This is a genomic window from Serratia sp. BW106 (assembly GCF_002607755.1).
GTDB classification, from domain to species: domain Bacteria; phylum Pseudomonadota; class Gammaproteobacteria; order Enterobacterales; family Enterobacteriaceae; genus Serratia; species Serratia proteamaculans.
Genome location: NZ_MCGS01000070.1, coordinates 1 through 21,147 on the forward strand (window position 1 = coordinate 1; position 21,147 = coordinate 21,147).

Below are 21,147 nucleotides of genomic sequence, written 5' to 3' on the forward strand. Positions count from 1 at the left end.
ATCCTGGCACTGTCAATTTTATTTCTGTTAATAGCGCATTGGGAGCTGTAACTCAAGGGGTCAGTTCACGCGTGCGCCCCATCTCAACGATCAGCCTGCGTCCTGGTGCGCACGTTCGATCTCTTCCGCCAGAATTGCCACGCCACGCTCAATCTTCTCCGGATCCGGCACGTAGTTCATCCGCATGCACTGATGGGTATGCGGCCATTCGTGTTCCAGCCCCGGGAAGAAGTAGTGGCCCGGCACCATCAGCACGCCGCGTTTTTTCAGGCGCTGATACAGCAGTTCGGTAGTGATCGGCAGATCCTTGAACCACAGCCAGAGGAAAATCGCCCCTTCCGGTTTATGGATCAGGCAGCGCTCCGGCGACAGGTAACGGCGAATAATCTCGATAGTGTGCTCGACACGCTGCTTGTAAAACGGGCGGATCACCTCGTTTGACAACCGCAGCAGGTCACCGCGTTCAATCATTTCCGTGGCCATCGCCGGCCCGATGCTGCCCGGTGACAGGCTGATGATACCGTTCATGTTGGTCAGGGCGCTGATGGTCTTCTCATCGGCGATCACAATGCCGCAGCGTGAGCCGGGCAGGCCGAGTTTCGACAGGCTCATGCACAGAATGATGTTAGGGTTCCACAGCGGCGTCGCGTCGCTGAAGATAATGCCGGGGAAGGGCACGCCATAGGCGTTATCGATCACCAGCGGAATATTGCGCTGTTGCGCCAACCGATCGAGCTTCATCAGCTCTTCGTCGGTGATCACGTTGCCGGTGGGGTTAGTCGGGCGTGATACGCAAATCATGCCGATATCATCGCCGATGTTCAGGTGTTCGAAATCAACGTGATACTTGAACTGGCCTTCCGGCAGCAGTTCGATGTTGGGCTTGGCCGAGACAAACAGCCCTTCGTCCAACCCGGCATCGGCATAGCCAATATATTCCGGTGCCAGCGGGAACAACACGCGACGGCGGCTGCCGTCGGCATAGCGACCGGCAAACAGATTAAACAAGTAGAAAAACGCGCTCTGACTGCCATTTGTCAGTGCAATATTCTGTGGTGAGATCTGCCAGCCCAGCTCGTCGCGCAGCAATTTGGCCAGCGCTTTCAGCAGGGCGTCTTTGCCCTGCGGGCCGTCATAGTTACACAGTGCCTCGGTCAGTTTGCCCTGGTCGAGCATCTCCTGACACAGCTGTTTGAAGTAGCTTTCCATCTCTGGAATTTGCGCCGGATTACCGCCGCCAAGCATGATGGCACCGGGGGTGCGCAGGCCTTCGTTCAGGTCATCCATCAAACGGGTAATGCCCGCGTAACGGGTAAATTTGTCGCCGAAAAGTGAAAAAGTCATAGGTGCAGCTGTATTGTTTTTAGCAGGTAATCCCCCACCATACCGCCAGACAATTTTCGGTGCAATGCGGTTCACAAAACAACCACCGGGAGTAAATTTCACCCGATGGTTATTTAACAGCATATTCCGCTGAATTAATCTGACCGATCGCCGGCCCACACCACCATCACCTTATCGTCGCCGAGCCGGCGGCTGAAGGCGTAATAGTGCGACGTTTGCTGCGACTGCTGGGTGCCGGCACCTATCGCCGGATGGCGGGCGCGGAATTGTCCCAGACGCTGCCAGTGGGCCAGCAGGGGAGCTTTGTTGCCCTGCAGTTCGCTCCAGTTCATGTCGGAACGGGTACCCTGCAGCGGATCCGAACCGGTCGGGCCAAGCTGACGGCCACTTTCATCACCGTAGTAAATCTGTACCGCACCGGGGGCCAGCAGCAGCAGATCGGCGGCGCGTTGTTGTAGCGGCAGCGACCCTTTGGCATCGCTGGCGAAGAAAAGCCGGGTATCGTGCGAGGAGATATAACTCAACACGTTGAAATCCTGTAGCTTGTCGGCCATCTGTTGATAGGTGGCATCGATGCTGGAGAAGCAGGCCAGAGCCTGCGACGCCTGATCCTGGAAATCAAAATTGATCATCGCGTCGAAACCGTTCTGGTAATAGTCGCTTTTCATCACGCCATGTCCCCAGGCTTCGCCGGTCATCCAGAACGGGGCGTTATCCAGCGCCTGCTGCGGATGGGCAGCTTTCCACTCGGCCAACGCCGCCGTGGCACGCTGCTTCAACAGCGCCAGGGTCGGTTTCTCAACGTGCTTGGCGGTATCGACGCGGAAGCCGTCAATGCCGTAGTCGCGAACCCATTGACTGAGCCAGGTGGTCAGGTAGTCACGGGTAGTGGCACCGGCAATGTCCTGTGCGGCGCTATCGGGTTTGTGGCGATAAAACAGCGGCAACCCACTGGCACCGGGCGCTTCAGTTTTGATGTCCGGGAGGAAGGCCAGCGACATGGTGAGGTCGTCATAGCCCGGCGAATCGTAGTCGCCGATATCGGTGCGGATCCAGTTTTTGCCCCACCAGGCGTCCCAACCGGCCTTATCGCTGAAGTTAATGTAATCATTGAAGCTATGCCAGTTTTGGCCTGCCGCCGGTCGCCAGTCCCCCCAGTTTTTACCCAGCGTTTTTTCGATCTCCGCGCCTTTCAGATACAGCGAGCCGAACTGGAAGGTCTGCATATCCGCCAGCGTGGCGTAACCGACATGATTGACTACCACGTCAAACAGAATGCGGATCCCGCGCTGGTGCGCCTGCTCAACCAGCTTGCGCAGATCCTGCTCGCTGCCCATGTTGGCATCGAGTCGGGTCCAGTCCAGCGCGTAGTACCCGTGATAGGCGTAATGCGGGAAGTCACCCTTGGTGCCGCCACCGACCCAGCCGTGGATTTGCTCCAGCGGTGAACTGATCCACAGCGCATTGACGCCGAGCTGTTGCAGGTAATCGAGCTTTTGAGTGAGGCCGGCCAGATCGCCGCCGTGGAAGGTGCCTATTTCCTGCATGCCGTCACTGCGGCGGCCGTAGCTGTGGTCATTGGCCGGGTTGCCGTTCTCAAAGCGGTCGGTCAGGGCGAAGTAGACGGTGGCGTTGTGCCAGTTGAACGGGGCGGCTTTCTCGCTGCTTGCCGACTCCAGCAACAGTAATCCTCCGCTGCCTGCGGCGGGTTGCAGGGTGACTTTGCCCTGGCTGACCTTCGCCGTTTGGCCAGAATAGAAATCACGCAGCGTTTCGCCTTCGGCAAAGGTGCCCGAAACGTCAAGCGTGAGCGGCTTGCCGTCCCAGCGTTGGCAGGTGTGTGCCACCGAAGCGGTGGCGGTTTCCGGCGCTGTTTTCAGGCTGAGCTGCAACGTCGGCGTTCCGCTGCGGGTATCGATACGCACCTGGTATTCACCGGCGCGGAACAGCCGCCAGTTAACCGGCGGATTATCGCCGCAGGACTGCAGCGACAGGGTTTGATTCAGTTTGGCCGTGGCCGTTGGCTGCCAGCACTGTTGGTCCTGGTAAATCTTCAGCGGCAGTTCGCCCTTGGGCAAGGTGGCGTGGCTGGTGAACAGGCCGCTGGCGGATTCGTCAAAGGCCGGGAAGCTTTGCAGCGTCCAGCTCGCCATTGCCGCCGGTGACAGCAGCATCAGCAGGGGAAGGGTCAGGCGTTTCATGGCTCTCCTTACGCGTGGCAGGAAGCGTTTTTATTGTAGGGTAATGTCCAGTGTGACTAATGATGAAAAAATAGCCTCATCCCGGCGGGGAGTTTCGGGGGGAGGAGAAGGAAGGGGGAGATCCTGGGCTGTCACTCGGTGGTTTTTTAATCTATATTACAATGTATACATTGTAGTGTGAGGTGACCTATGAGCGTGATGTCTGTTCGACTACCGGAAGATCTCAGTGAACAGCTTGAAGCCTTGGCTAAGGCGACCGGCAGAACAAAATCCTTTCTGGCTGGGCAGGCTATTCGGGATTTCATCAGCCGTGAAGCCTGGCAGATTGCTGAAACTCAACAGGCAATCCTTGAAGCAGAAAAGGGGGATTTTGTTTCTGACGATGAAATGCAGGCTCGCTTCAAGCGGATGGGGGTGATGAATAACGATGAAAATTAAATGGCTAAGGAAAGCCGCAAGCAATTTTGATGATGAGTACGATTGGTTTTACCAAGAGAGTCCTCAGGTTGCGACCCAATTCGCCAGGGAGGTTTTTCGTTTAGTGAACTTGCTGGTAGCCAATCCGGCCCTGGGCAGGGCTGGAAGGGTAATGGGAACCCGGGAAATTGTGATGAAAATCTTTCCTTATCTGATCCCGTACAGAATTAAAAACAATGAAATACATATTCTCAGGGTATTCCATATGCGGAGACGCCCGCCGAAAAGAGCGTGGTAATTTTGAATGGATGCCAGTTATTACTCCACTGGCATCCATGACAGTTACTTTTTCAGTAGTTGCGGGTTAACGCAGTTTTCTTTGACTGTGCCGGTCAATGCGGCAATCAGGTTGTCGACGGCGCATTCGGCCATACCGTAGCGGGTCTCATGGGTCGCAGAACCGATATGCGGCAGCGCGACTACGTTTGGCAGCTTCAGCAGCGATGAAGACACGTCCAACGGTTCTTTTTCGAACACGTCCAGCCCGGCTGCGTGGATAGTGCCGTTCTGCAGCGCTTCGATCAGTGCCGCTTCGTCCACCACCGGGCCACGACCGGCGTTGATCAGAATGCCGCTCTTTTTCATCTTCGCCAGTTGATCACGGCTGATCATATGGAAGGTTTCATCGGTCAGCGGCAGCGTAATGCAGATGAAATCGGATTCGGCCAGCAGGGTATCCAGATCGCAACGGCGGGCGTTAAAACGTTGTTCCGCTTCTTCATGAGTGCGGCGCGCGTTGTACAGCACCGGCATGCCGAAACCGAAGTGCGCACGTTGTGCCAGTGCCAGCCCGATCCGCCCCATACCGAGGATACCGATGGTTTTATGGTGCACGTCGACGCCAAACCAGTCCGCCCCGATACTGCCCTGCCATTCGCCGGCTTTCACCCGCGCGGCCACTTCCACTACCCGGCGTGCCGTTGCCAGCACCAGACTCATGATGGTATCGGCGACGGTTTCGGTCAGCACGGTCGGGGTATGCATCAGCAGCACGTTATGGGCGTTAAGCGCGTCAACGTCGAAATTGTCGTAACCGACGGAGATGGTTGAGGCTGCACGCAGTTTGGGTGCCTGCTGCAGGAAGGCCTCATCAATTTTTCCGCCGGAACCGATTATCCCTTCCGCCTGTTGCAGCGCCTGACGCAGCTCATCGCGGTTCTCCGGGTTCAGGCCGTCGAAGGTGTGCACGGTGAAGTGCTGTTCCAGTCGTTCACGCAGGTCGGCGGGAATGCTTTTGTATAAAACAATAGAAGGCTTCATCACGAACTCCAGCAAGCTAACGATTAGGACGTTGGGGATCCAACATAACATAAAGCAAAAAGGGTGAAGGGCGCAGTGCCCGTCACCCTGGTTATTCAGGCAGATCAGGCCAGTTGTGGTTGGGCCTCGTTGCGAGCGGGCTTGACTACCAGCGTCAGCACCACCGCCGCCAGCAGGGCAATGGCCATAAACATATAAGAAGCTGCCGGGCTGCCGGTAGCGCCGTTCAGGTAACCGACAAACCATGAGCCGAAGAAGGAACCCAGCGCCCCCATGCTGTTGATCAGCGCCATGGCGCCACCGGCGACGTTTTTCGGCAGCATTTCAGGAATGATGGCGAAGAAGGGTCCATAAGGGGCGTACATTGCCGCACCGGCAATCACCAGCAGGGTATAAGAGATCCAGAAATGATTGGCACCGACGGCGTAGGAGCCGAAGAATGCCAGCGCGCCAATCAGCAGCAGTGGCCAGACGAACAGCTTACGGTTTTGCATTTTGTCCGATGCCCAGGACACCAGGATCATGGCGATAGTGGCCGCCAGGTAAGGCACCGCCGACAGCCAGCCGGCTTCCACCATACCCATCTGCATGCCGCTGCGCAGGATCGAAGGCAACCACAGCACGAAGCCGTACACACCGATACTCCAGGCAAAGTACTGTGCGCACAGCAAAATCACGTTGCGTGAGCGGAAGGCTTCACCGTAGTTACGCACCGCTTTAATGCCTTTCTGTTCTTCTTCCAGCTGTTGCTGCAACGCCAGCTTTTCATCATCGTTCAGCCATTTGGCCTGGGCGGGTTTGTCTTTGGCCAGTACCCACCAGCAGAAGGCCCAGATCACCGCCGGAATACCTTCAAAGATAAACATTTCACGCCAGCCATAGGCGTGGATCAGGTAGCCGGAAACCACCGACATCCACAGCACCGTTACCGGGTTACCGAGGATCAGGAAGGTATTGGCGCGTGAGCGTTCTGATTTGGTGAACCAGTTGCTGATGTAAATCAGCATTGCCGGCATGACCGCGGCTTCCACCACGCCGAGGATAAAGCGGATAGCGGCCAGCATGGGGATATTACTGACCATGCCGGTCAGTGAGGCGCAGGCACCCCACAGGATCAGGCACCAGAAAATCAGTTTTTTAACGCTGCGGCGTTCGGCATAGATAGCACCGGGGATTTGGAAAAAGAAATAGCCGAGGAAAAACAGCGCACCCAGCAGCGATGACATGCCTTTGGTGATGCCCAGATCGTCATTGATGCCGGCGGCCGAGGCAAAGCTGAAGTTGGCTCGGTCGAGATAGGCCAGGCTGTAGGTGATAAACACGATGGGCATGATGTACCACCAGCGTTTAGCCGCGAGAGTCGCTTTGTTCATGTTCAGATTCCTCAGTGTTCTCTCAACGCGTTCTGGTTGTAGGGCCAGAGGTACACGTCATGCAGAGAAGTCGGTTAACCGATTATGTTTGTTATATTTATTCAGCCAGTGCCGCGCGGGTCGGCAAACCTTCACTGTCGCCGATGGCCTGGATCGCCAGCGAGCCGATTTTGTTGCCGCGTTGCACCGCCTGTTTCAGCGTTTTGCCTTCCAGCAGGGCGCTAATGGTCCCGACGGCAAAACCGTCTCCCGCACCCACGGTATCCACCACGTTGCTGACTTTGACGGCCGCGACGGCCGCCTGATCGCCGGCTGCGGTTTTAAACCAGGCGCCGTCCGGGCCGGTTTTGATGATCACCGCCTGCACGCCGCGCTCCAGGTAAAAATCGGCAATGCCTTCCGGCGTTGATTGGCCGGTGAGGATTTGTCCTTCTTTCAGCCCCGGCAGCACCCAGTCGGCGGCAAACGCCAGCTTGTTCAACTGCTCGATCATCACCTGTTGGCTGGACCACAGCACCGGACGCAAATTGGGATCAAACGAAATGGTTTTGCCCATCGCACGCATTTCACGTGCGGCGTGGTGACACAGCGCCAGCGACTGGCCGGACAGGGCCGCGGCCACGCCACTCAGGTGCAGATGGCGGGCGGAACCGAAATAATCGCGGTTGAAATCGTCCGCCGAAAGATGACTGGCCGCCGAGCCTTTGCGGAAATACTCCACACTGGGATCGGTACCATCGGTGGTTTTAGATTTGATCTGAAAACCGGTCGGGTAATTGCCGTCTACCGTCACCTGCTGGGCGTTAATGCCTTCTTTTTTCAATTGTTGCAGGGTGAAACGGCCGAAAGTGTCGTTGCCGACGCGGCTGACCCAGCCGACGTTCAGGCCCAGACGTGCCAGACCGATCGCCACGTTCAGCTCGGCACCGGCAATGCGCTTGGTGAAGGTTTCCACTTCCGCTAGGTCGCCGGTTTGGGTTGCCACAAACATGGCCATGGCTTCACCCAGAGTGACGACGTCCAATGGCGTGCTATGTGCGGTTGTCAGCATTTTCATGATGTTTTACTCCGCGCGCAGCAGGTTAACGTAGTAGCGGGTCACTTCTTCCAGACTGTCGCCCTGCAACGGGAATTCAATGCCGCGTGGCGCATCCAGTGGCAGGCGGGTCAACAGCTCACGCCATTTACCGTCACTGTCATCCAGCGCCACGGCGCGCCAGCCGCGCAGACCATGGGTGGCGGCCTTAACGTGGACATAGCTGACGTGGCGAGCCAAACGTTCGGCAGCGGCGAAGGCGTCTTGCCCCACCCAGTGCCAGTTGGCCATATCGAAAGTCATGCTGACCGGCAAACGGTTATCTTCCGCCGCGTGGAAAAAGGCATTGAGCAGCGACAAAATGCCACAGTCAGGGGTCTGGTCATTTTCAACCACCAGGCTGACCGGATGCTGCTCCAGTGCCACTTTCAGTTCGGTAAAATCGAAGCCCGGCTGGTAGTGGCCCAGGGATAATTTTAACTGGCGCGCATTCAGCGTCTGGGCTTCCGCCAGCAGCGCCGGCAGGTTGGGGTTCAACGTATGCTGTGGGGTAAACAGGGCTTCGGGTGCGGAGTAAACGACGAACAGGTGCTGCTGTTCGATGGCCTGAGCCAATGCCGGCAGGCTCTGTAGCTCCTGGGCAGAAAACAGTTCGCGGCGGATTTCTACGCCGTCGGCGCCTGCACCGGCGATGATCGGCAGTAAAGCGGCCTGGCCGCCGAGCTGTTGGACAGTATCGGTGCCGTAGGCGCCGGTCACCACGATAATTTCTCTGGTCATTTTTTTGCTCCTGAGGTGGCGTTATTCCCACCGCTGCTGTTAAGCACAAGTTAAATGGTACCGGTTCCAGACGAAAGCGACAGAATGTAAAAATATGATCGCAATCACGAACCTGAGCAAAAAATAGTCTGAATAGGGCGTTGCAGAAGCGCCGTAAGCCGCGCTCCTGCCGGAGAGAAGGGAATTATCGGGTGGTAGAGCCGCGCACGATCAGTTCGCCGGGGAACATCTGTTCGCTGATTGGTGTACCCAGGCCCTGAATGCGTTGCACCAGTTGCTCAAGCGCCGCATGGCCCATTTGATAGGTGGGCTGTTTCAGGGTGGTGATGCCCACCCCGGCCAGTTCGGCCCATTCCAGCTCGTCAAACCCCAACAGGCCGATATCGCTGCCCCACTGAATACCCAGACGGCGCATGGCGCGCGCCACCTGCAAGGTCAGGGCACCGTTGGCGGAAATCACTGCCTTGCGCATACCGCGATGACGGGCGTTGAAGTCACCGATCACGGCTTCCAGTTGCTTAACGTCGTTAAGCGGTGTTTCGGCCTGTTCGGCCAACAGCCCGGCATGTTGCGCCATGGTTTGGTTGAAGGCATGTAGCCGTTCCAGCCGGGTATTGACCGTGCCGATCGGCTCGCTGAGAAACAGAATGGCTTCGAAACCCTGTTGCAGCAGGTGTTCCGTGGCAATCGTCGCCGCTTCGTGATTGTCGAGGCCGACCACGTCGCAGGCGAAATCATGAATTTTGCGGTCGATCAGCACCATCGGCAGCATCGATTGTTGCAGCGTCGACAGCGCCTCTTCGCGCATGCCAACCGCGTTGACCACGATACCCTCAACCCGGTAACTGCTGAGCAGTTGCAGGTAGTGCTGCTCCTGATTGACCTCGTTATTGGTATTACACACCAGCAGGGTAAAGCCGTGTTGACGGCAGGCCGCTTCGATGCCGCGCATCACGTCCACCGAGTAGGGATTGGTGATATCGGCGATGATCAGGCCAATCAGGCGCGTCTGTCCGCCCTTCAGGCTGCGTGCCATCTGGCTTGGCCGGTAGTCGAGCTGGAGGATCGCCTGTTCAATACGCTGTTTGAGATCGTCAGAAAGCAGGTGCTGCTCACCATTCAAATAGCGCGATACGCTGGTTTTACCGGTCTTGGCGGTTTTCGCCACATCGCTGATGGTGGCTCGCCCCGAGGCGCGGATTGCCTTAACACTGCTCACAGCCGATCTCCCCTGTGGTTAATTGCCAAGGAGACTAACACACCCGACGCGGAGCCGGAATGTTGAATGGCAGAGTGCCGGGGGAATCAGAAACGGCGGGGCATAGCGCCCCGCACGGGATTACTGCAGCGGGCTGAGGGTGATCTCAACGCGGCGGTTTTGTGCCTTGCCTTCAGCGGTGCTGTTGGAGGCGATCGGGTTATCCGGACCGGCACCTGAGGTGCGAACGCGGTTGGCCGCTACGCCCTGGGTGATCAACGCGCTGCCAACGCCGTCGGCACGTTGCTGCGACAGGGTCATGTTCAGCGCACGGGAGCCGGAGCTGTCGGTGTAGCCGATCACGTTAACCGCGGTTTTCGGGTATTCCTTCAACACCATGGCCACGCCGGTCAGGGTGTTGGCACCCGCCGGTTTCAGGGTAGCGCTGCTGCTGTCGAAGGTGACGTTGTTTGGCATGTTCAGCACGATATTGTCGCCCTGACGGGTCACGCTAACGCCGGTGCCTTTCATTTTGTCGCGCAGTTTGGCTTCCTGCACGTCCATGTAATAACCGGCACCGCCGCCCAGGGCTGCACCGGCCGCTGCGCCGATCAGTGCGCCTTTGCCGCGGTCTTTTTTCGACGAGGACAACATGCCGACGCCTGCGCCCAATGCCGCGCCGATCCCTGCGCCAATGCCGGATTTACCGGCTTCAGATTCCCCGCTGTACGGGTTGGTGGTACAGGCTGACAGCGTGAGCGCCAGGCTCACCGCGCCGGCAATAATCGCAATGCGTTTTTTCATGTTTTATCCTTTGTGGCATCAAAATCTGTGTGCGTCAGTCCAAGCTGGGGGACGCTAAAAAAACCGTGGCCGCCTGGCATGCCAGATTGCGGCGCTACTATGACGCGTATCCTCTCCGGCAGTTCCGGAAAAAAACGTGACAAATTATAAGCGGCTCACGGGCTGCGCCTGTTATCCGGCAAAACGGAGGGGAATACCATGCAGCGGATTCTGAATTGAACGCACCCCGGTGCGGGATGCGTTGTTTTTAGCCAGAAGTGACAAAAATCAAACGGTGGCGGACCAGTTCATGATCAACGTATAGGCTTGAGTTTCTTCATTTAACAGGCGCTGGGTCACCTGGAAACCCTGCTTGTGGTAGAACGCACAGGCGCGCAGATTTTGCTGATAGACCTCCAGGCTCAGCCGGGGGTAGCGCTGTTGGACATGCGCCATCAGTGCCTGACCGACGCCACAGCCGTGAAACGCCTGGTCAACAAACAGCGCGCCAATAAAGCGTTGATCCAACACGCTGATAAAGCCGACGATCTCCCCTTGATGCCAATACGCCCAACTGTGTGCTCGCGGCAGGTAGTTCTCCCGTACCAGCGTTGCGCTTTCCAGCCAGTAGCTTTCCTTCACGAACGGATGGGCAGCGATGGTGCTGGGCAGCCACAGGGCCATTAGCCGCGGCAAATCGACCGGCTGGCAAGGGCGGATCGCTATGGCTTTGGGTAGCAGAGGCAGCCTGTCAGATGATCGTTCACCAGCCCGCTGGCCTGCATAAAGGCATAACAGGTGGTAGATCCGATAAATTTGAAGCCGCGTTTTTTCAGCGCCTTGGACATGGCGTCCGAGCGTTCGGTTTTCGCCGGTACCTCGCTCAGTTGTTGCCAACGGTTGAGTAGCGGTTCGCCGTCGACAAAGGTCCAGATAAAGCTGACGAAATCTTCACCGGCGGCCTCCATCGCCAGATAGGCCCTGGCGTTGGCAATGATGGCTTCGATTTTGCCCCGGTGGCGGATAATGCTGCTGTCCTGCAGCAGCGTTTCCACCTCTTGCTCACTGATCGCTGCCACCCGCTGAGGATCGAAATTGTGGAAGGCGCGACGGTAGTTCTCACGCTTTTTCAGCACGGTGATCCACGAAAGCCCGGCCTGTTGTCCTTCCAGACAGAGCATTTCAAACAGTTCACGCGCATCGGTGGTCGGCGCTCCCCATTCCTTGTCGTGATATTCGAGGTATAACGGATCTGCCGTCACCCAACCGCAACGTTCATTGACCATAATGACTGTCCTTGTGCTGTGTTTATTTACAGTAAGCATCGCCCGAAGTGGTGAACTTGGCAAGCCCCTGATTGTTTTATCATCAGCCGGCTTGACGTGGCGAAAAAGCCAGCAATATTTACTAGATGGCCGGCACTAAAAAAAGGCCAATGATAAAAGTGGTTTTCCTTCATTTGCTGGCTCTCAGGAGTCTATTCATGCCTCTAAAAATAACGAGTATGCCCCGCCCGGCGGTGCTTGCAGTGGCGATATTATGCAGTATGACCACCCCGGTGCTGGCCTACGACCAACTCTACGTCTTTGGCGACAGTCTGAGTGACACCGGCAACAATGGCCGCTTTACCTACGACAGCAATAAGCACCTGTTGTATGACGAAGTTTTGGCGCAGCGCATCGGTGCCGCGCTGGTGGCCTCGGACAACGGGGGCGAGAACTATGCCGCCGGTGGTGGCGTGGCCGTGCCGGCGCTCAACCCGGCGGATAACACTCAGGATCAGGTACAGGGCTATCTCAATCGGGTCAATGGTCGGGCTGATGGTGACGGACTGTATATTCACTGGATTGGCGGCAACGATCTGGCGGCAGCGGCGTTAAATCCGACAACCGCGCCGGGTGTGGCCTACAACAGTGCCGCGGCCGCCGCAGCGCAGGTTCACTCTTTGCTGAATGCCGGTGCCGGCACGGTGATCGTCCCGACGGTGCCGAATATTGGCTCTACTCCGCAACTGATGGAGCTGATTATCCAGCAGGCGCTGACCCCGGTGCAAAACGCGGCGGTACAGGCGGCCTATGCCACCCTTAATTCATTGGCTACGCCGGATAACGACCAGCGTACCCAGGCCATCCACCAGGCGCTAACGGCTGCAGCAGCGCAGGGCAGTGCCATCCCGCAGGTGCAGCAGGCGATTGCGGCACAGTTGATTGCCGCCTTTGACAACCTGAGTGCTCAGGCCGGGCAACTGACCGATTTTTACAACCAGAGCGAAGACCGCCTGCTGGCACAGGGCAGCGGTAATATCGTCCGGGTCGACGTAAACAAGCTGTTTAGCGAGGCGATTGCCAACCCGGCGCAGTTTGGCTTTACCAATACCGCCGGTATGGCCTGTCCGCCGGGCGTCTCTTCCGCCGTGTGCAGTTCTGCCACGCCAGGTTTCGACAGTAGCCAATCCTATCTGTTTGCCGACCATTTCCACCCCAGCCCGCAGGCACATCAACTGATTGCCGATTACATCCAGGCGGTACTGGACGGCCCAGCGCAGGTGGTGGCGCTGAATCAGGCGACGGCGGCCATGGCGCGCGACAGCCGTGCCACCCTCGACAGCCGTTTCCAACAGTTACGTAACGGTGATAATCCGCAAGGTGCGCTGGGCGTGTTCGGCGGTTATGCCGGGCAACACTATGACTATTCGTCCAATCTGGCAGCCGGTGACGGCAACGCCACCACCCACAATCTGACGGTCGGGGTGGATTACCAGTTGACCGATGGTTGGTTAATTGGGGCGCTGATTTCCGGCTCCAATGACGATCAGCAGCCCTCCAGCCGCTACGACTATAAGGCGCGTGGCCTGCTGTTTTCGGCCTTTACCGCTCTGGATGTGTTTGAGCACGGCTGGGTGAATGCCGATTTGCATTACGCGACGATGGATTACGATGATATTCGCCGCAGCATGCAGCTTGGGGCGTTAAATCGCACCGAAACCGGCAGCACCGACGGTAAACAGTGGGGCGCACGGGTCACCGCCGGCTATGACTTCCCGGTGACCTCTTACCTGACCACCGGACCGATGGCGCAGTTCGCCTGGGATTACAGCAATGTCTCCGGTTACAGCGAGGACGGCAACGACAGCACCGCCATGCGGTTTAACGACCAGACCTACCATTCGCAGATTGGCGCGCTGGGCTGGCGATTGGACAGCAACTTTGGCCTGTTTAATCCGTATGCCGAGGTGAGCTATCAGCATCAATTTGGTGATGATGTTTATCGGGCCGGCGGCGGGTTGAAATCCACACAAACCTCTTTCACCCGCGACAGCGCCAATCAGGATAAAAACTGGGTGGATGTGACGCTGGGGGCGAACATGCCGCTGACCGATCAGGTGGCGGCGTTCGCCACCGTTTCACAGACCGGTGGCCTGAGCAGCGGCGAACAGTTTATGTATAACGTCGGCGTCAGCGCTCGGTTCTGATGGGTTGATATCTATCTCAGGGCCCTGAGATCGGGCCCGTAACCGATACAGATTGGTGCAATGAATCGCAGTTATAGCGATGACGTACCTGACATCTGCATGACAGCATATTGATAATGGATGGCTGAAAAGTGCGAGTTTATTTATGAGGGATTAACCGATTTGCTACGGCTTATTGGTGGTACTGGGTGGGTTGAAACCAACGCTATAATGCGGTAATCACCGCTCTCCATATGAGAAAATACAGCGTGTGACTGTACTTTAGTACAACTATCATTCGAGTTTGAAAGACTTTATTGTTACCCCAGAAAAACAAGACACACATTACAAAAAAAAACTGATCCTGAATCAGGATCAGATAGCCAATTTGGCCAACACCAGGGAAATAATATTTAAATATTATTGTTTTCTATATTTTGATTGTCAATTTCTTTCTTTCACCCTGTCATTTGATGGGGTGAGGAAGTTATTGGTTTTTTGCCCTTGATAGCGAATGGTTTGCTTCTCTTCGTATTTACTCGTAATGCCTGCCTGGATATGTAGCTCCCTTGTTTATTTTGTTATTAAAATTAACATTTCAATCATCTGAATGCTTTGGCAGTTAATAATCGGAATTTCTCCTTGTTTACCCAGATTTGCCAAGTGTTCTGGTGATGATAGCCAGGCTTTTAATCTAATTAAATTAACGCACCGTGATTAACTTTATTGTGTAAATAAAGTTGAGTGTCGTTTTAAATTATCTTTTTGGATCATATTATTTGGCGGCTTTCTCAGTTATGCCATAAGTCGTTTTTATGTTATACTTTTTATTTATGATGGACTTTCATTTTTCAAGGAGACGATTGAGTGTCAAATTCATTCTTCAATAATGAAATTATTAACACCTCCATAAAAAACGATTTGGAAGCTAAACTTAGCGAATATAGTAATGTGAAGTACGCCTATGCCATAATGAATAAAAGAAATCCGGCGAATTTTGCGATAATTTCGAACAGAACGGAATGGTTTGAGTTTTATACAGATAATAACTATCAGTTTATTGATCCTGTTCTGATTACTGCCTCACGTCGCATTACACCTTTCTCCTGGGATGAAAATATAATGATTGACCCAGGGTTAAAACTGCCAAGAATTTTTGACATGGCGAAAAATTATAATGTAGTTAATGGCTATACATTTGTGCTGCACGATCATAATCATAATTTGGTGGTGCTATCTATCATGATTGATAAGCATTGTGACGATAATATAGAAGAGAGAATAACGTCTAACCAAGACAAACTCCAAATGCTGTTAATTACTACGCATGATAAACTCACTACGTTTTACAAGGAAATCAATAGCCCCACCTATTTTGACAAAATGAATAATAAAGAAATATTCTCGAAGCGAGAGAATGAGATAATTTACTGGGCAAGCATGGGGAAATCCTATCAGGAGATTGCATTAATCCTGGGGATCAAACTCACCACAATAAAATATCATATTGGTAATGCTGTCAAAAAACTGGGGGTTACAAACGCCAAGCATGCTATCAGGCTAGGCGTTGAGCTACAGCTCATAAGACCCGTGCTGCCTGACGCGGAAGGCTAATGGCCAGGCGTCGCGATCCGGAGTTAAGCCAGGATGGGCCAAGTTGATGCGATCGATCAATATCTGCTGGTTACGATCGTCAACCGGCATATAAATAAGATAGATACGCTGGTTTTTCTCTGACTGTCCTTGCTCGACCACAGATATTTCCCAACCGGATCTTTGGAAGATAATCAGCATAGGGTGGCTAATAATGGCATAGATCCCTTGGTAACCGTAATTTCTTGCATAATTTATCATAGATAAGAATAGTATAGAACTGATTGGTTTCTTTTGAAGTTGCAGCGTCTGAACACGCTCTTTATCGATAAATAGTCTGCTGGCTTCAATGTAATTACCTTCCGGAATATCTATTTTGTTAAAATAGGATTTAAACGTTCCGGTAATCATGTTGTTGTATTTTGTTTCTATAAATCGCAGGCTGCAGATCACCATGTTGTCATACATGCCAAACAGATAGGTAGTATGATTGTTATCATACTCGTCAAACTCCATGTTGTTTTCACAATTCACAATCCAGTCGAGACGATCCTTAAATGTTCTCTTTCTTAAAGAGAATAATTCTTTCGATCGGTTATCCGACAGTAGATTGTAATCTACATCAAAAACTTCTATCATTTCTACATCTTCCATAATCGAATTTTAAATTTAATTACGTCTTGCAACATTGTTAATGTGCGATAGGTAATCCTAACAGAGTCAAGTCGGCAAGTAAATTTTTAGCCTTAGAGATAAATGATTGATAGATGCTTGTTATAATCGAGAGTTTCTTTCCTGTTGATAATGATTATTTTAATCTTTGCATCGTTTGTTTACTAATTATCCCTGCAATGTTTCACCTGAGGATGTTTTTATAAGCACTATTATTGCCGGTATGTTATCAATCGCGTAGATAATAGATTCGCTATTGTCGGCGGGTAGCAAAATTAACTTAACTCGACATGCGTTAATCTGACGGCATCCTTGCCTCATGGTTTTGTTGTTATCGCTGCGCTGCGTGCTGAATACCACGATGGTTCACAAGCGAGCTGTCGGCCCCGATCTTTCTTTCCGGCTGCAGCAAGGTCATGCACAGCATGCTGCAGAAAGACACCACGGCGGTGGCTAAGAACATGGCGCCATAGCCGTGGTGTTGTGCCAGCCAGCCGCTCAGCATCGGTGCGGTGATCGAGGCAATATTGGCAATCGCCAGCGTCATACCGCTGTAGGCGCCTACTGAAGCCTTCGGTGTGACGTCGATCACCACCGACCAATACACATTATTCACCAGCGCATTCAGCGCATTACCCAGTGTCATCAGCAGAATGATTTCGGTCGGCGTGCTCATAAAGGGGATCAGCAGGAAGCAGGTGCCGGTCAGCAGCAGCGTGACTGCCGCAAACAGATTACGGGCCAGCCGCAGGTTGCCGAAGCGTCTCAGCAGCGCGTCGGCGATGCGACCACCGAGCAGAACGGTGAAACAGGCACCACTCCACGGGATCATCGCCACATACCACAGCGAGTGCAGATCGTAATTAAAGGTGTCTTGCAGGTATTTGGGCCCCCAGGTGACCAGCACAAAGGTGACATAGAGGAAAGAGAAGTAACCCAGGGCGTTAAACACCAGCGTGCGGTTGGTGAAGAAAGCCCACCACGGCAGACGTGGTTGCTGGCTGTCTGCATCCTGATCGGCGCTGATGGCTGCCAGTTCAGCTGCATTGACCTCCGGATGCTCTTGCGGCGTGTCGGTGAAGAAGCGGGCAAACAGCAGAATGGCGAGCAGCGAGAACAAACCCAGCAAAATAAACATGCTGCGCCAGTCATCGGTTAGTAGCAGCAACCCCACCGCCAGCGGTGCGGTCAGCAGCGATCCCACTTGGGTGCTAAGCAGCCCGATACCCAATGAAAACCCACGCTCTTTACGCGGTGCCCAGTTAGCGATGGTTTTGTTCATCAGCGCATAGGCCGGCCCTTCGGCAAAACCGAACATGATACGCAGTGCGGCGAAACCCATGATTGCCGAGCCCCCGAACAGCGCAACCCCCAGTTCACCCGCCCAGGCGGTGGCGATCTCCAGCAGCGACCACAGTGCCCCGGCGATCAGCCAGACCTTTTTAGTGCCGACGCGGTCGGCCAGAAAGCCTCCGCACAGCGAACCAAACAAATAGCCAAAGCCGAAGTAACCGAGTACGGCACCCAACTGGGCCTTGTTGAAGTTGAATTCACGGGAGATATCGTTGGCGGCGAAGGAAAGCGCACCGCGATCGACGTAGTTGATCAGTGCAATAAAGAACACCATGGCGAAAATACGGTAGCGATAGCGGCTGTCGGTTAAGGCGGTAGTCATCAGCGAACCTCCTGAAATGTTGATTATCAGGACGCTAGCAAGGTTAGTGCCAGTCTCGGCGGCCAGGGAGGGCAGGGGTTCGTTATGTATCCGCAGCGTGAAACCGTGCCATGCGGGCGCATTTGCCCCATTTCAGTGCGTAAAAACAACGCGCTTCTTTGATGATTCGCACTTGTTGCCGGATTCGGGCTGTATATCTTACGGTCAACGGGTATACTGGCGCATCCCATTTAAATCCACTTGTATCGCGTGCGAATTCAACATGCAAAAGTTTGATACCAAGACCTTTCAGGGCCTGATCCTGACACTGCAGGACTATTGGGCGCGCCAGGGCTGCACCATCGTTCAACCATTGGACATGGAAGTCGGCGCGGGAACCTCACACCCGATGACGTGCCTGCGCGCACTGGGCCCGGAGCCTATGGCTACCGCCTACGTGCAGCCATCCCGCCGTCCGACCGACGGCCGCTACGGTGAAAACCCGAACCGCCTGCAACATTACTATCAGTTCCAGGTGGTGATTAAGCCGTCACCGGACAACATTCAGGAACTGTACCTAGGCTCGTTGAAAGAGCTGGGTCTGGATCCGACCATTCACGACATCCGTTTCGTAGAAGATAACTGGGAAAACCCGACGCTTGGCGCCTGGGGCCTGGGCTGGGAAGTGTGGCTGAACGGCATGGAAGTGACGCAGTTCACTTACTTCCAGCAGGTTGGCGGCATGGAGTGCAAACCGGTAACCGGCGAGATCACCTACGGTCTGGAACGCCTGGCGATGTATATCCAGGGCGTGGACAGCGTCTACGATCTGGTGTGGAGCGACGGCCCGCTGGGTGTGACCACCTATGGTGACGTGTTCCACCAGAACGAAGTGGAGCAGTCTACTTACAACTTCGAATACGCCGATGTGGACTTCCTGTTCTCCTGCTTTGAGCAGTACGAGAAAGAAGCCCAGTCGCTGCTGGCGCTGGAAAAACCACTACCGCTGCCGGCTTACGAACGTATTCTGAAGGCCGGCCACACCTTCAACCTGTTGGATGCGCGCAAGGCGATCTCGGTGACCGAGCGTCAGCGTTATATTCTGCGTATCCGCACGCTGACCAAAGCCGTTGCCGAGGCCTACTACGCTTCTCGCGAAGCGCTGGGCTTCCCAATGTGCAAAAAGAACAAGAGCTAAGAGGCAGCCATGACTCAACAGACTTTCCTGGTGGAAATCGGCACGGAAGAGCTGCCGCCGAAGGCTCTTCGTTCACTGGCAGAAGCTTTTGCCGCGAATTTTACCGCCGAGCTGGATAGCGCCAACCTCGAGCACGGCGAAGTGAGCTGGTTTGCCGCTCCACGCCGTCTGGCGCTGAAAGTGGCTAATCTGAGCGCTGCACAGGCCGATCGCGAAGTCGAAAAACGCGGTCCGGCCATTGCCCAGGCGTTTGACGCCGAAGGCAAGCCAAGCAAAGCGGCCGAAGGTTGGGCACGCGGTTGTGGTATTACCGTCGATCAGGCCGAACGTCTGGCGACCGACAAAGGTGAATGGCTGCTGTATCGCGCCCACGTTAAAGGCCAGTCCGCGCAAGCGCTGCTGGCGGGCATGGTCAGCAATTCACTGGCCAAGCTGCCGATCCCGAAACTGATGCGTTGGGGCGATTCCGAGGTGCAGTTCGTGCGTCCGGTGCACACCGTGACGATGCTGCTGGGTGCAGAACTGATCCCGGGCACCGTGCTGGGCATCGATTCTGCCCGCACTGTTCGCGGCCACCGTTTCATGGGTGAAGCCGAGTTCACTATCGACAATGCCGACCAATATCCGCAGATCCTGCTGGAGCGCGGCAAGGTGATCGCCGATTACGAAACCCGTAAGGCGATGATCAAGCGTGACGCCGAGCTGGCCGCTTCGACCCTTGGTGGCAAGGCCGATCTGAGCGAAAGCCTGCTGGAAGAAGTGGCCTCGCTGGTCGAGTGGCCGGTGGTGTTGACCGCCAAATTCGAAGAAAAATTCCTGGCGGTGCCGGCGGAAGCGCTGGTGTACACCATGAAGGGCGACCAGAAGTATTTCCCGGTGTATGACACCGCGGGCAAACTGATGCCGAACTTTATCTTTGTGGCCAATATCGAATCCAAAGATCCGCAGCAAATCATCTCCGGTAACGAGAAGGTGGTGCGTCCGCGTCTGGCCGATGCCGAGTTCTTCTTCAACACCGACCGCAAAAAACGTCTGGAAGATAACCTGCCGCGTCTGGAAACCGTGCTGTTCCAACAGCAACTGGGTACCCTGCGCGACAAGACCGATCGTATTCAGACGCTGGCGGGCTGGGTTGCCGGCCAGATTGGCGCCGATGTTAACCACGCCACCCGTGCGGGCCTGCTGTCGAAGTGTGATCTGATGACCAACATGGTCTTCGAATTCACCGACACCCAGGGCGTGATGGGCATGCACTATGCGCGTCACGACGGCGAAGCAGAAGACGTTGCCGTTGCGCTGAATGAGCAGTACCAGCCGCGCTTTGCCGGTGATGCGCTGCCAGAGTCGCTGGTGGCCTGTTCGCTGGCGATCGCCGACAAGATGGACACCCTGGCCGGTATTTTCGGCATTGGGCAACATCCGAAAGGCGACAAGGACCCGTTCGCACTGCGCCGTGCTGCACTGGGCGTGCTGCGTATTATCGTTGAGAAAAACCTGTCGCTGGATCTGCAGACCCTGACCGAAGAGGCCGTGCGCCTGTACGGCAGCAAGCTGACCAACGCCAAGGTGGTCGACGAGGTGGTCGAGTTTATGCTGGGTCGTTTCCGCGCCTGGTATCAGGAAGAAGGCCATGCCGTTGACACCATTCAAGCGGTGTTGGCACGTCGTCCGACCAAACCGGCAGACTTTGACGCTCGCGTTAAAGCCGTAACCCACTTCCGTACCCTGGAAGCGGCAGCAGCGCTGGCTGCGGCCAACAAACGCGTTTCCAATATTCTGGCCAAATCTACCGATACGCTGAATGACCGTGTACATGCCTCGGTATTGAAAGAAGCGGCTGAGATCCAATTGGCGACCCACCTGGTGGTGCTGCGCGATAAGCTGGAGCCGTATTTTGCGGCAGGCAACTATCAGGATGCGCTGGTGGAACTGGCTGACCTGCGTGAACCGGTCGATGCGTTCTTCGACAACGTCATGGTGATGGCAGAAGACGAAGCGGTGCGTGTGAACCGTCTGACGCTGCTGAGCAAGCTGCGTGAGCTGTTCCTGCAGGTAGCGGATATCTCCGTGCTGCAATAAGCGGTTCTGCTGTGAAAAGGCGCCTTAGGGCTAACACCGATCGGTTAA

At 55.1% G+C, this 21,147-nt stretch carries 18 protein-coding genes; 6 read left to right on the forward strand and 12 right to left on the reverse strand.

Features of this window, described 5'->3' with window-relative positions:
• Positions 1-90 precede the first annotated feature (90 nt).
• On the reverse strand, positions 91-1,344 hold the full coding sequence (locus BEI65_RS26130; RefSeq protein ID WP_099065693.1) for a valine--pyruvate transaminase: 1,254 nt from the start codon (positions 1,342-1,344) through the stop codon (positions 91-93).
• A gap of 134 nt (positions 1,345-1,478) precedes the next feature.
• The gene (locus BEI65_RS26135; RefSeq protein WP_099065694.1) at positions 1,479-3,545 is read right to left on the reverse strand and encodes an alpha-amylase; all 2,067 of its coding nucleotides are present in this window, start codon (positions 3,543-3,545) and stop codon (positions 1,479-1,481) included.
• Positions 3,546-3,734: 189 nt separating this feature from the next.
• Here BEI65_RS26135 and BEI65_RS26140 point away from each other — a divergent pair, with 189 nt between their 5' ends.
• Together BEI65_RS26140 and BEI65_RS26145 are read left to right on the forward strand one after the other, a co-directional pair.
• Positions 3,735-3,983: a CopG family ribbon-helix-helix protein gene (locus BEI65_RS26140; RefSeq protein WP_085115185.1), complete on the forward strand. Its 249-nt coding sequence runs from the start codon at positions 3,735-3,737 to the stop codon at positions 3,981-3,983.
• Complete coding sequence (locus tag BEI65_RS26145; RefSeq protein WP_099065695.1) at positions 3,973-4,260, forward strand: type II toxin-antitoxin system RelE/ParE family toxin; 288 nt, start codon at positions 3,973-3,975, stop codon at positions 4,258-4,260. Before BEI65_RS26140 ends, BEI65_RS26145 begins: the two co-directional genes overlap by 11 nt.
• A 44-nt stretch (positions 4,261-4,304) precedes the next feature.
• Here the strand turns inward: BEI65_RS26145 and ghrB are convergent, their stop codons facing one another.
• From ghrB to BEI65_RS26185, 8 genes are all read right to left on the reverse strand, one after another.
• Positions 4,305-5,282 carry a glyoxylate/hydroxypyruvate reductase GhrB gene (ghrB, locus tag BEI65_RS26150; protein ID WP_099065696.1) on the reverse strand — a complete coding sequence of 326 codons (978 nt, stop codon included), beginning with the start codon at positions 5,280-5,282 and terminating at the stop codon, positions 4,305-4,307.
• Between the two features lie 104 nt (positions 5,283-5,386).
• Positions 5,387-6,655 (reverse strand): MFS transporter, encoded by a 1,269-nt coding sequence (locus tag BEI65_RS26155; protein ID WP_099065697.1) that lies wholly within the window; start codon positions 6,653-6,655, stop codon positions 5,387-5,389.
• Between the two features lie 97 nt (positions 6,656-6,752).
• The gene (locus BEI65_RS26160) at positions 6,753-7,712 is read right to left on the reverse strand and encodes a sugar kinase (RefSeq protein ID WP_099065698.1); all 960 of its coding nucleotides are present in this window, start codon (positions 7,710-7,712) and stop codon (positions 6,753-6,755) included.
• Between the two features lie 6 nt (positions 7,713-7,718).
• The gene (locus BEI65_RS26165; protein ID WP_099065699.1) at positions 7,719-8,471 is read right to left on the reverse strand and encodes a sugar phosphate isomerase/epimerase; all 753 of its coding nucleotides are present in this window, start codon (positions 8,469-8,471) and stop codon (positions 7,719-7,721) included.
• A gap of 184 nt (positions 8,472-8,655) precedes the next feature.
• Entirely contained in the window at positions 8,656-9,672 is a 1,017-nt protein-coding gene (locus tag BEI65_RS26170) for a LacI family DNA-binding transcriptional regulator (RefSeq protein WP_198404516.1), read from the reverse strand.
• A 138-nt stretch (positions 9,673-9,810) separates the two neighbouring features.
• Positions 9,811-10,473 carry an OmpA family lipoprotein gene (locus BEI65_RS26175; protein ID WP_099065701.1) on the reverse strand — a complete coding sequence of 221 codons (663 nt, stop codon included), beginning with the start codon at positions 10,471-10,473 and terminating at the stop codon, positions 9,811-9,813.
• A 267-nt stretch (positions 10,474-10,740) separates the two neighbouring features.
• The gene (locus BEI65_RS26180) at positions 10,741-11,199 is read right to left on the reverse strand and encodes an N-acetyltransferase (protein WP_099065708.1); all 459 of its coding nucleotides are present in this window, start codon (positions 11,197-11,199) and stop codon (positions 10,741-10,743) included.
• Positions 11,175-11,738 carry a DNA-3-methyladenine glycosylase I gene (locus tag BEI65_RS26185; protein ID WP_099065702.1) on the reverse strand — a complete coding sequence of 188 codons (564 nt, stop codon included), beginning with the start codon at positions 11,736-11,738 and terminating at the stop codon, positions 11,175-11,177. The genes BEI65_RS26180 and BEI65_RS26185 overlap by 25 nt, the downstream gene beginning before the upstream one ends.
• Before the next feature lie 197 nt (positions 11,739-11,935).
• On the opposite strand from BEI65_RS26185, the gene BEI65_RS26190 reads away from it, so the two are divergent.
• Entirely contained in the window at positions 11,936-13,924 is a 1,989-nt protein-coding gene (locus BEI65_RS26190) for an autotransporter outer membrane beta-barrel domain-containing protein (protein WP_099065703.1), read from the forward strand.
• An 846-nt stretch (positions 13,925-14,770) separates the two neighbouring features.
• Positions 14,771-15,517 carry a LuxR family transcriptional regulator gene (locus BEI65_RS26195; protein WP_099065704.1) on the forward strand — a complete coding sequence of 249 codons (747 nt, stop codon included), beginning with the start codon at positions 14,771-14,773 and terminating at the stop codon, positions 15,515-15,517.
• Here BEI65_RS26195 and BEI65_RS26200 read toward each other — a convergent pair.
• Positions 15,476-16,135 (reverse strand): acyl-homoserine-lactone synthase, encoded by a 660-nt coding sequence (locus BEI65_RS26200; protein ID WP_198404517.1) that lies wholly within the window; start codon positions 16,133-16,135, stop codon positions 15,476-15,478. The two genes, BEI65_RS26195 and BEI65_RS26200, sit on opposite strands and share 42 nt — an antisense overlap.
• A 364-nt stretch (positions 16,136-16,499) precedes the next feature.
• Entirely contained in the window at positions 16,500-17,843 is a 1,344-nt protein-coding gene (locus BEI65_RS26205; RefSeq protein WP_099065706.1) for an MFS transporter, read from the reverse strand.
• Positions 17,844-18,105: 262 nt separating this feature from the next.
• Here BEI65_RS26205 and glyQ point away from each other — a divergent pair, with 262 nt between their 5' ends.
• Together glyQ and glyS are read left to right on the forward strand one after the other, a co-directional pair.
• Positions 18,106-19,020, forward strand: a complete 915-nt coding sequence (gene glyQ, locus BEI65_RS26210; protein WP_012004542.1) for a glycine--tRNA ligase subunit alpha — start codon at positions 18,106-18,108, stop codon at positions 19,018-19,020.
• A gap of 9 nt (positions 19,021-19,029) precedes the next feature.
• Entirely contained in the window at positions 19,030-21,099 is a 2,070-nt protein-coding gene (gene glyS, locus BEI65_RS26215; protein WP_099065707.1) for a glycine--tRNA ligase subunit beta, read from the forward strand.
• Positions 21,100-21,147 lie beyond the last annotated feature (48 nt).

What these genes read in the sequence shown, in the direction of transcription:
- BEI65_RS26130 (WP_099065693.1), bottom strand. Translation starts at nt 1,344, where the DNA reads ATGACTTTTTCACTTTTCGGCGACAAATTTACCCGTTACGCGGGCATT.
- BEI65_RS26135 (WP_099065694.1), bottom strand. Translation starts at nt 3,545, where the DNA reads ATGAAACGCCTGACCCTTCCCCTGCTGATGCTGCTGTCACCGGCGGCA.
- BEI65_RS26140 (WP_085115185.1), top strand. Translation starts at nt 3,735, where the DNA reads ATGAGCGTGATGTCTGTTCGACTACCGGAAGATCTCAGTGAACAGCTT.
- BEI65_RS26145 (WP_099065695.1), top strand. Translation starts at nt 3,973, where the DNA reads ATGAAAATTAAATGGCTAAGGAAAGCCGCAAGCAATTTTGATGATGAG.
- ghrB (WP_099065696.1), bottom strand. Translation starts at nt 5,282, where the DNA reads ATGAAGCCTTCTATTGTTTTATACAAAAGCATTCCCGCCGACCTGCGT.
- BEI65_RS26155 (WP_099065697.1), bottom strand. Translation starts at nt 6,655, where the DNA reads ATGAACAAAGCGACTCTCGCGGCTAAACGCTGGTGGTACATCATGCCC.
- BEI65_RS26160 (WP_099065698.1), bottom strand. Translation starts at nt 7,712, where the DNA reads ATGAAAATGCTGACAACCGCACATAGCACGCCATTGGACGTCGTCACT.
- BEI65_RS26165 (WP_099065699.1), bottom strand. Translation starts at nt 8,471, where the DNA reads ATGACCAGAGAAATTATCGTGGTGACCGGCGCCTACGGCACCGATACT.
- BEI65_RS26175 (WP_099065701.1), bottom strand. Translation starts at nt 10,473, where the DNA reads ATGAAAAAACGCATTGCGATTATTGCCGGCGCGGTGAGCCTGGCGCTC.
- BEI65_RS26185 (WP_099065702.1), bottom strand. Translation starts at nt 11,738, where the DNA reads ATGGTCAATGAACGTTGCGGTTGGGTGACGGCAGATCCGTTATACCTC.
- BEI65_RS26190 (WP_099065703.1), top strand. Translation starts at nt 11,936, where the DNA reads ATGCCTCTAAAAATAACGAGTATGCCCCGCCCGGCGGTGCTTGCAGTG.
- BEI65_RS26200 (WP_198404517.1), bottom strand. Translation starts at nt 16,135, where the DNA reads ATGATAGAAGTTTTTGATGTAGATTACAATCTACTGTCGGATAACCGA.
- BEI65_RS26205 (WP_099065706.1), bottom strand. Translation starts at nt 17,843, where the DNA reads ATGACTACCGCCTTAACCGACAGCCGCTATCGCTACCGTATTTTCGCC.
- glyQ (WP_012004542.1), top strand. Translation starts at nt 18,106, where the DNA reads ATGCAAAAGTTTGATACCAAGACCTTTCAGGGCCTGATCCTGACACTG.
- glyS (WP_099065707.1), top strand. Translation starts at nt 19,030, where the DNA reads ATGACTCAACAGACTTTCCTGGTGGAAATCGGCACGGAAGAGCTGCCG.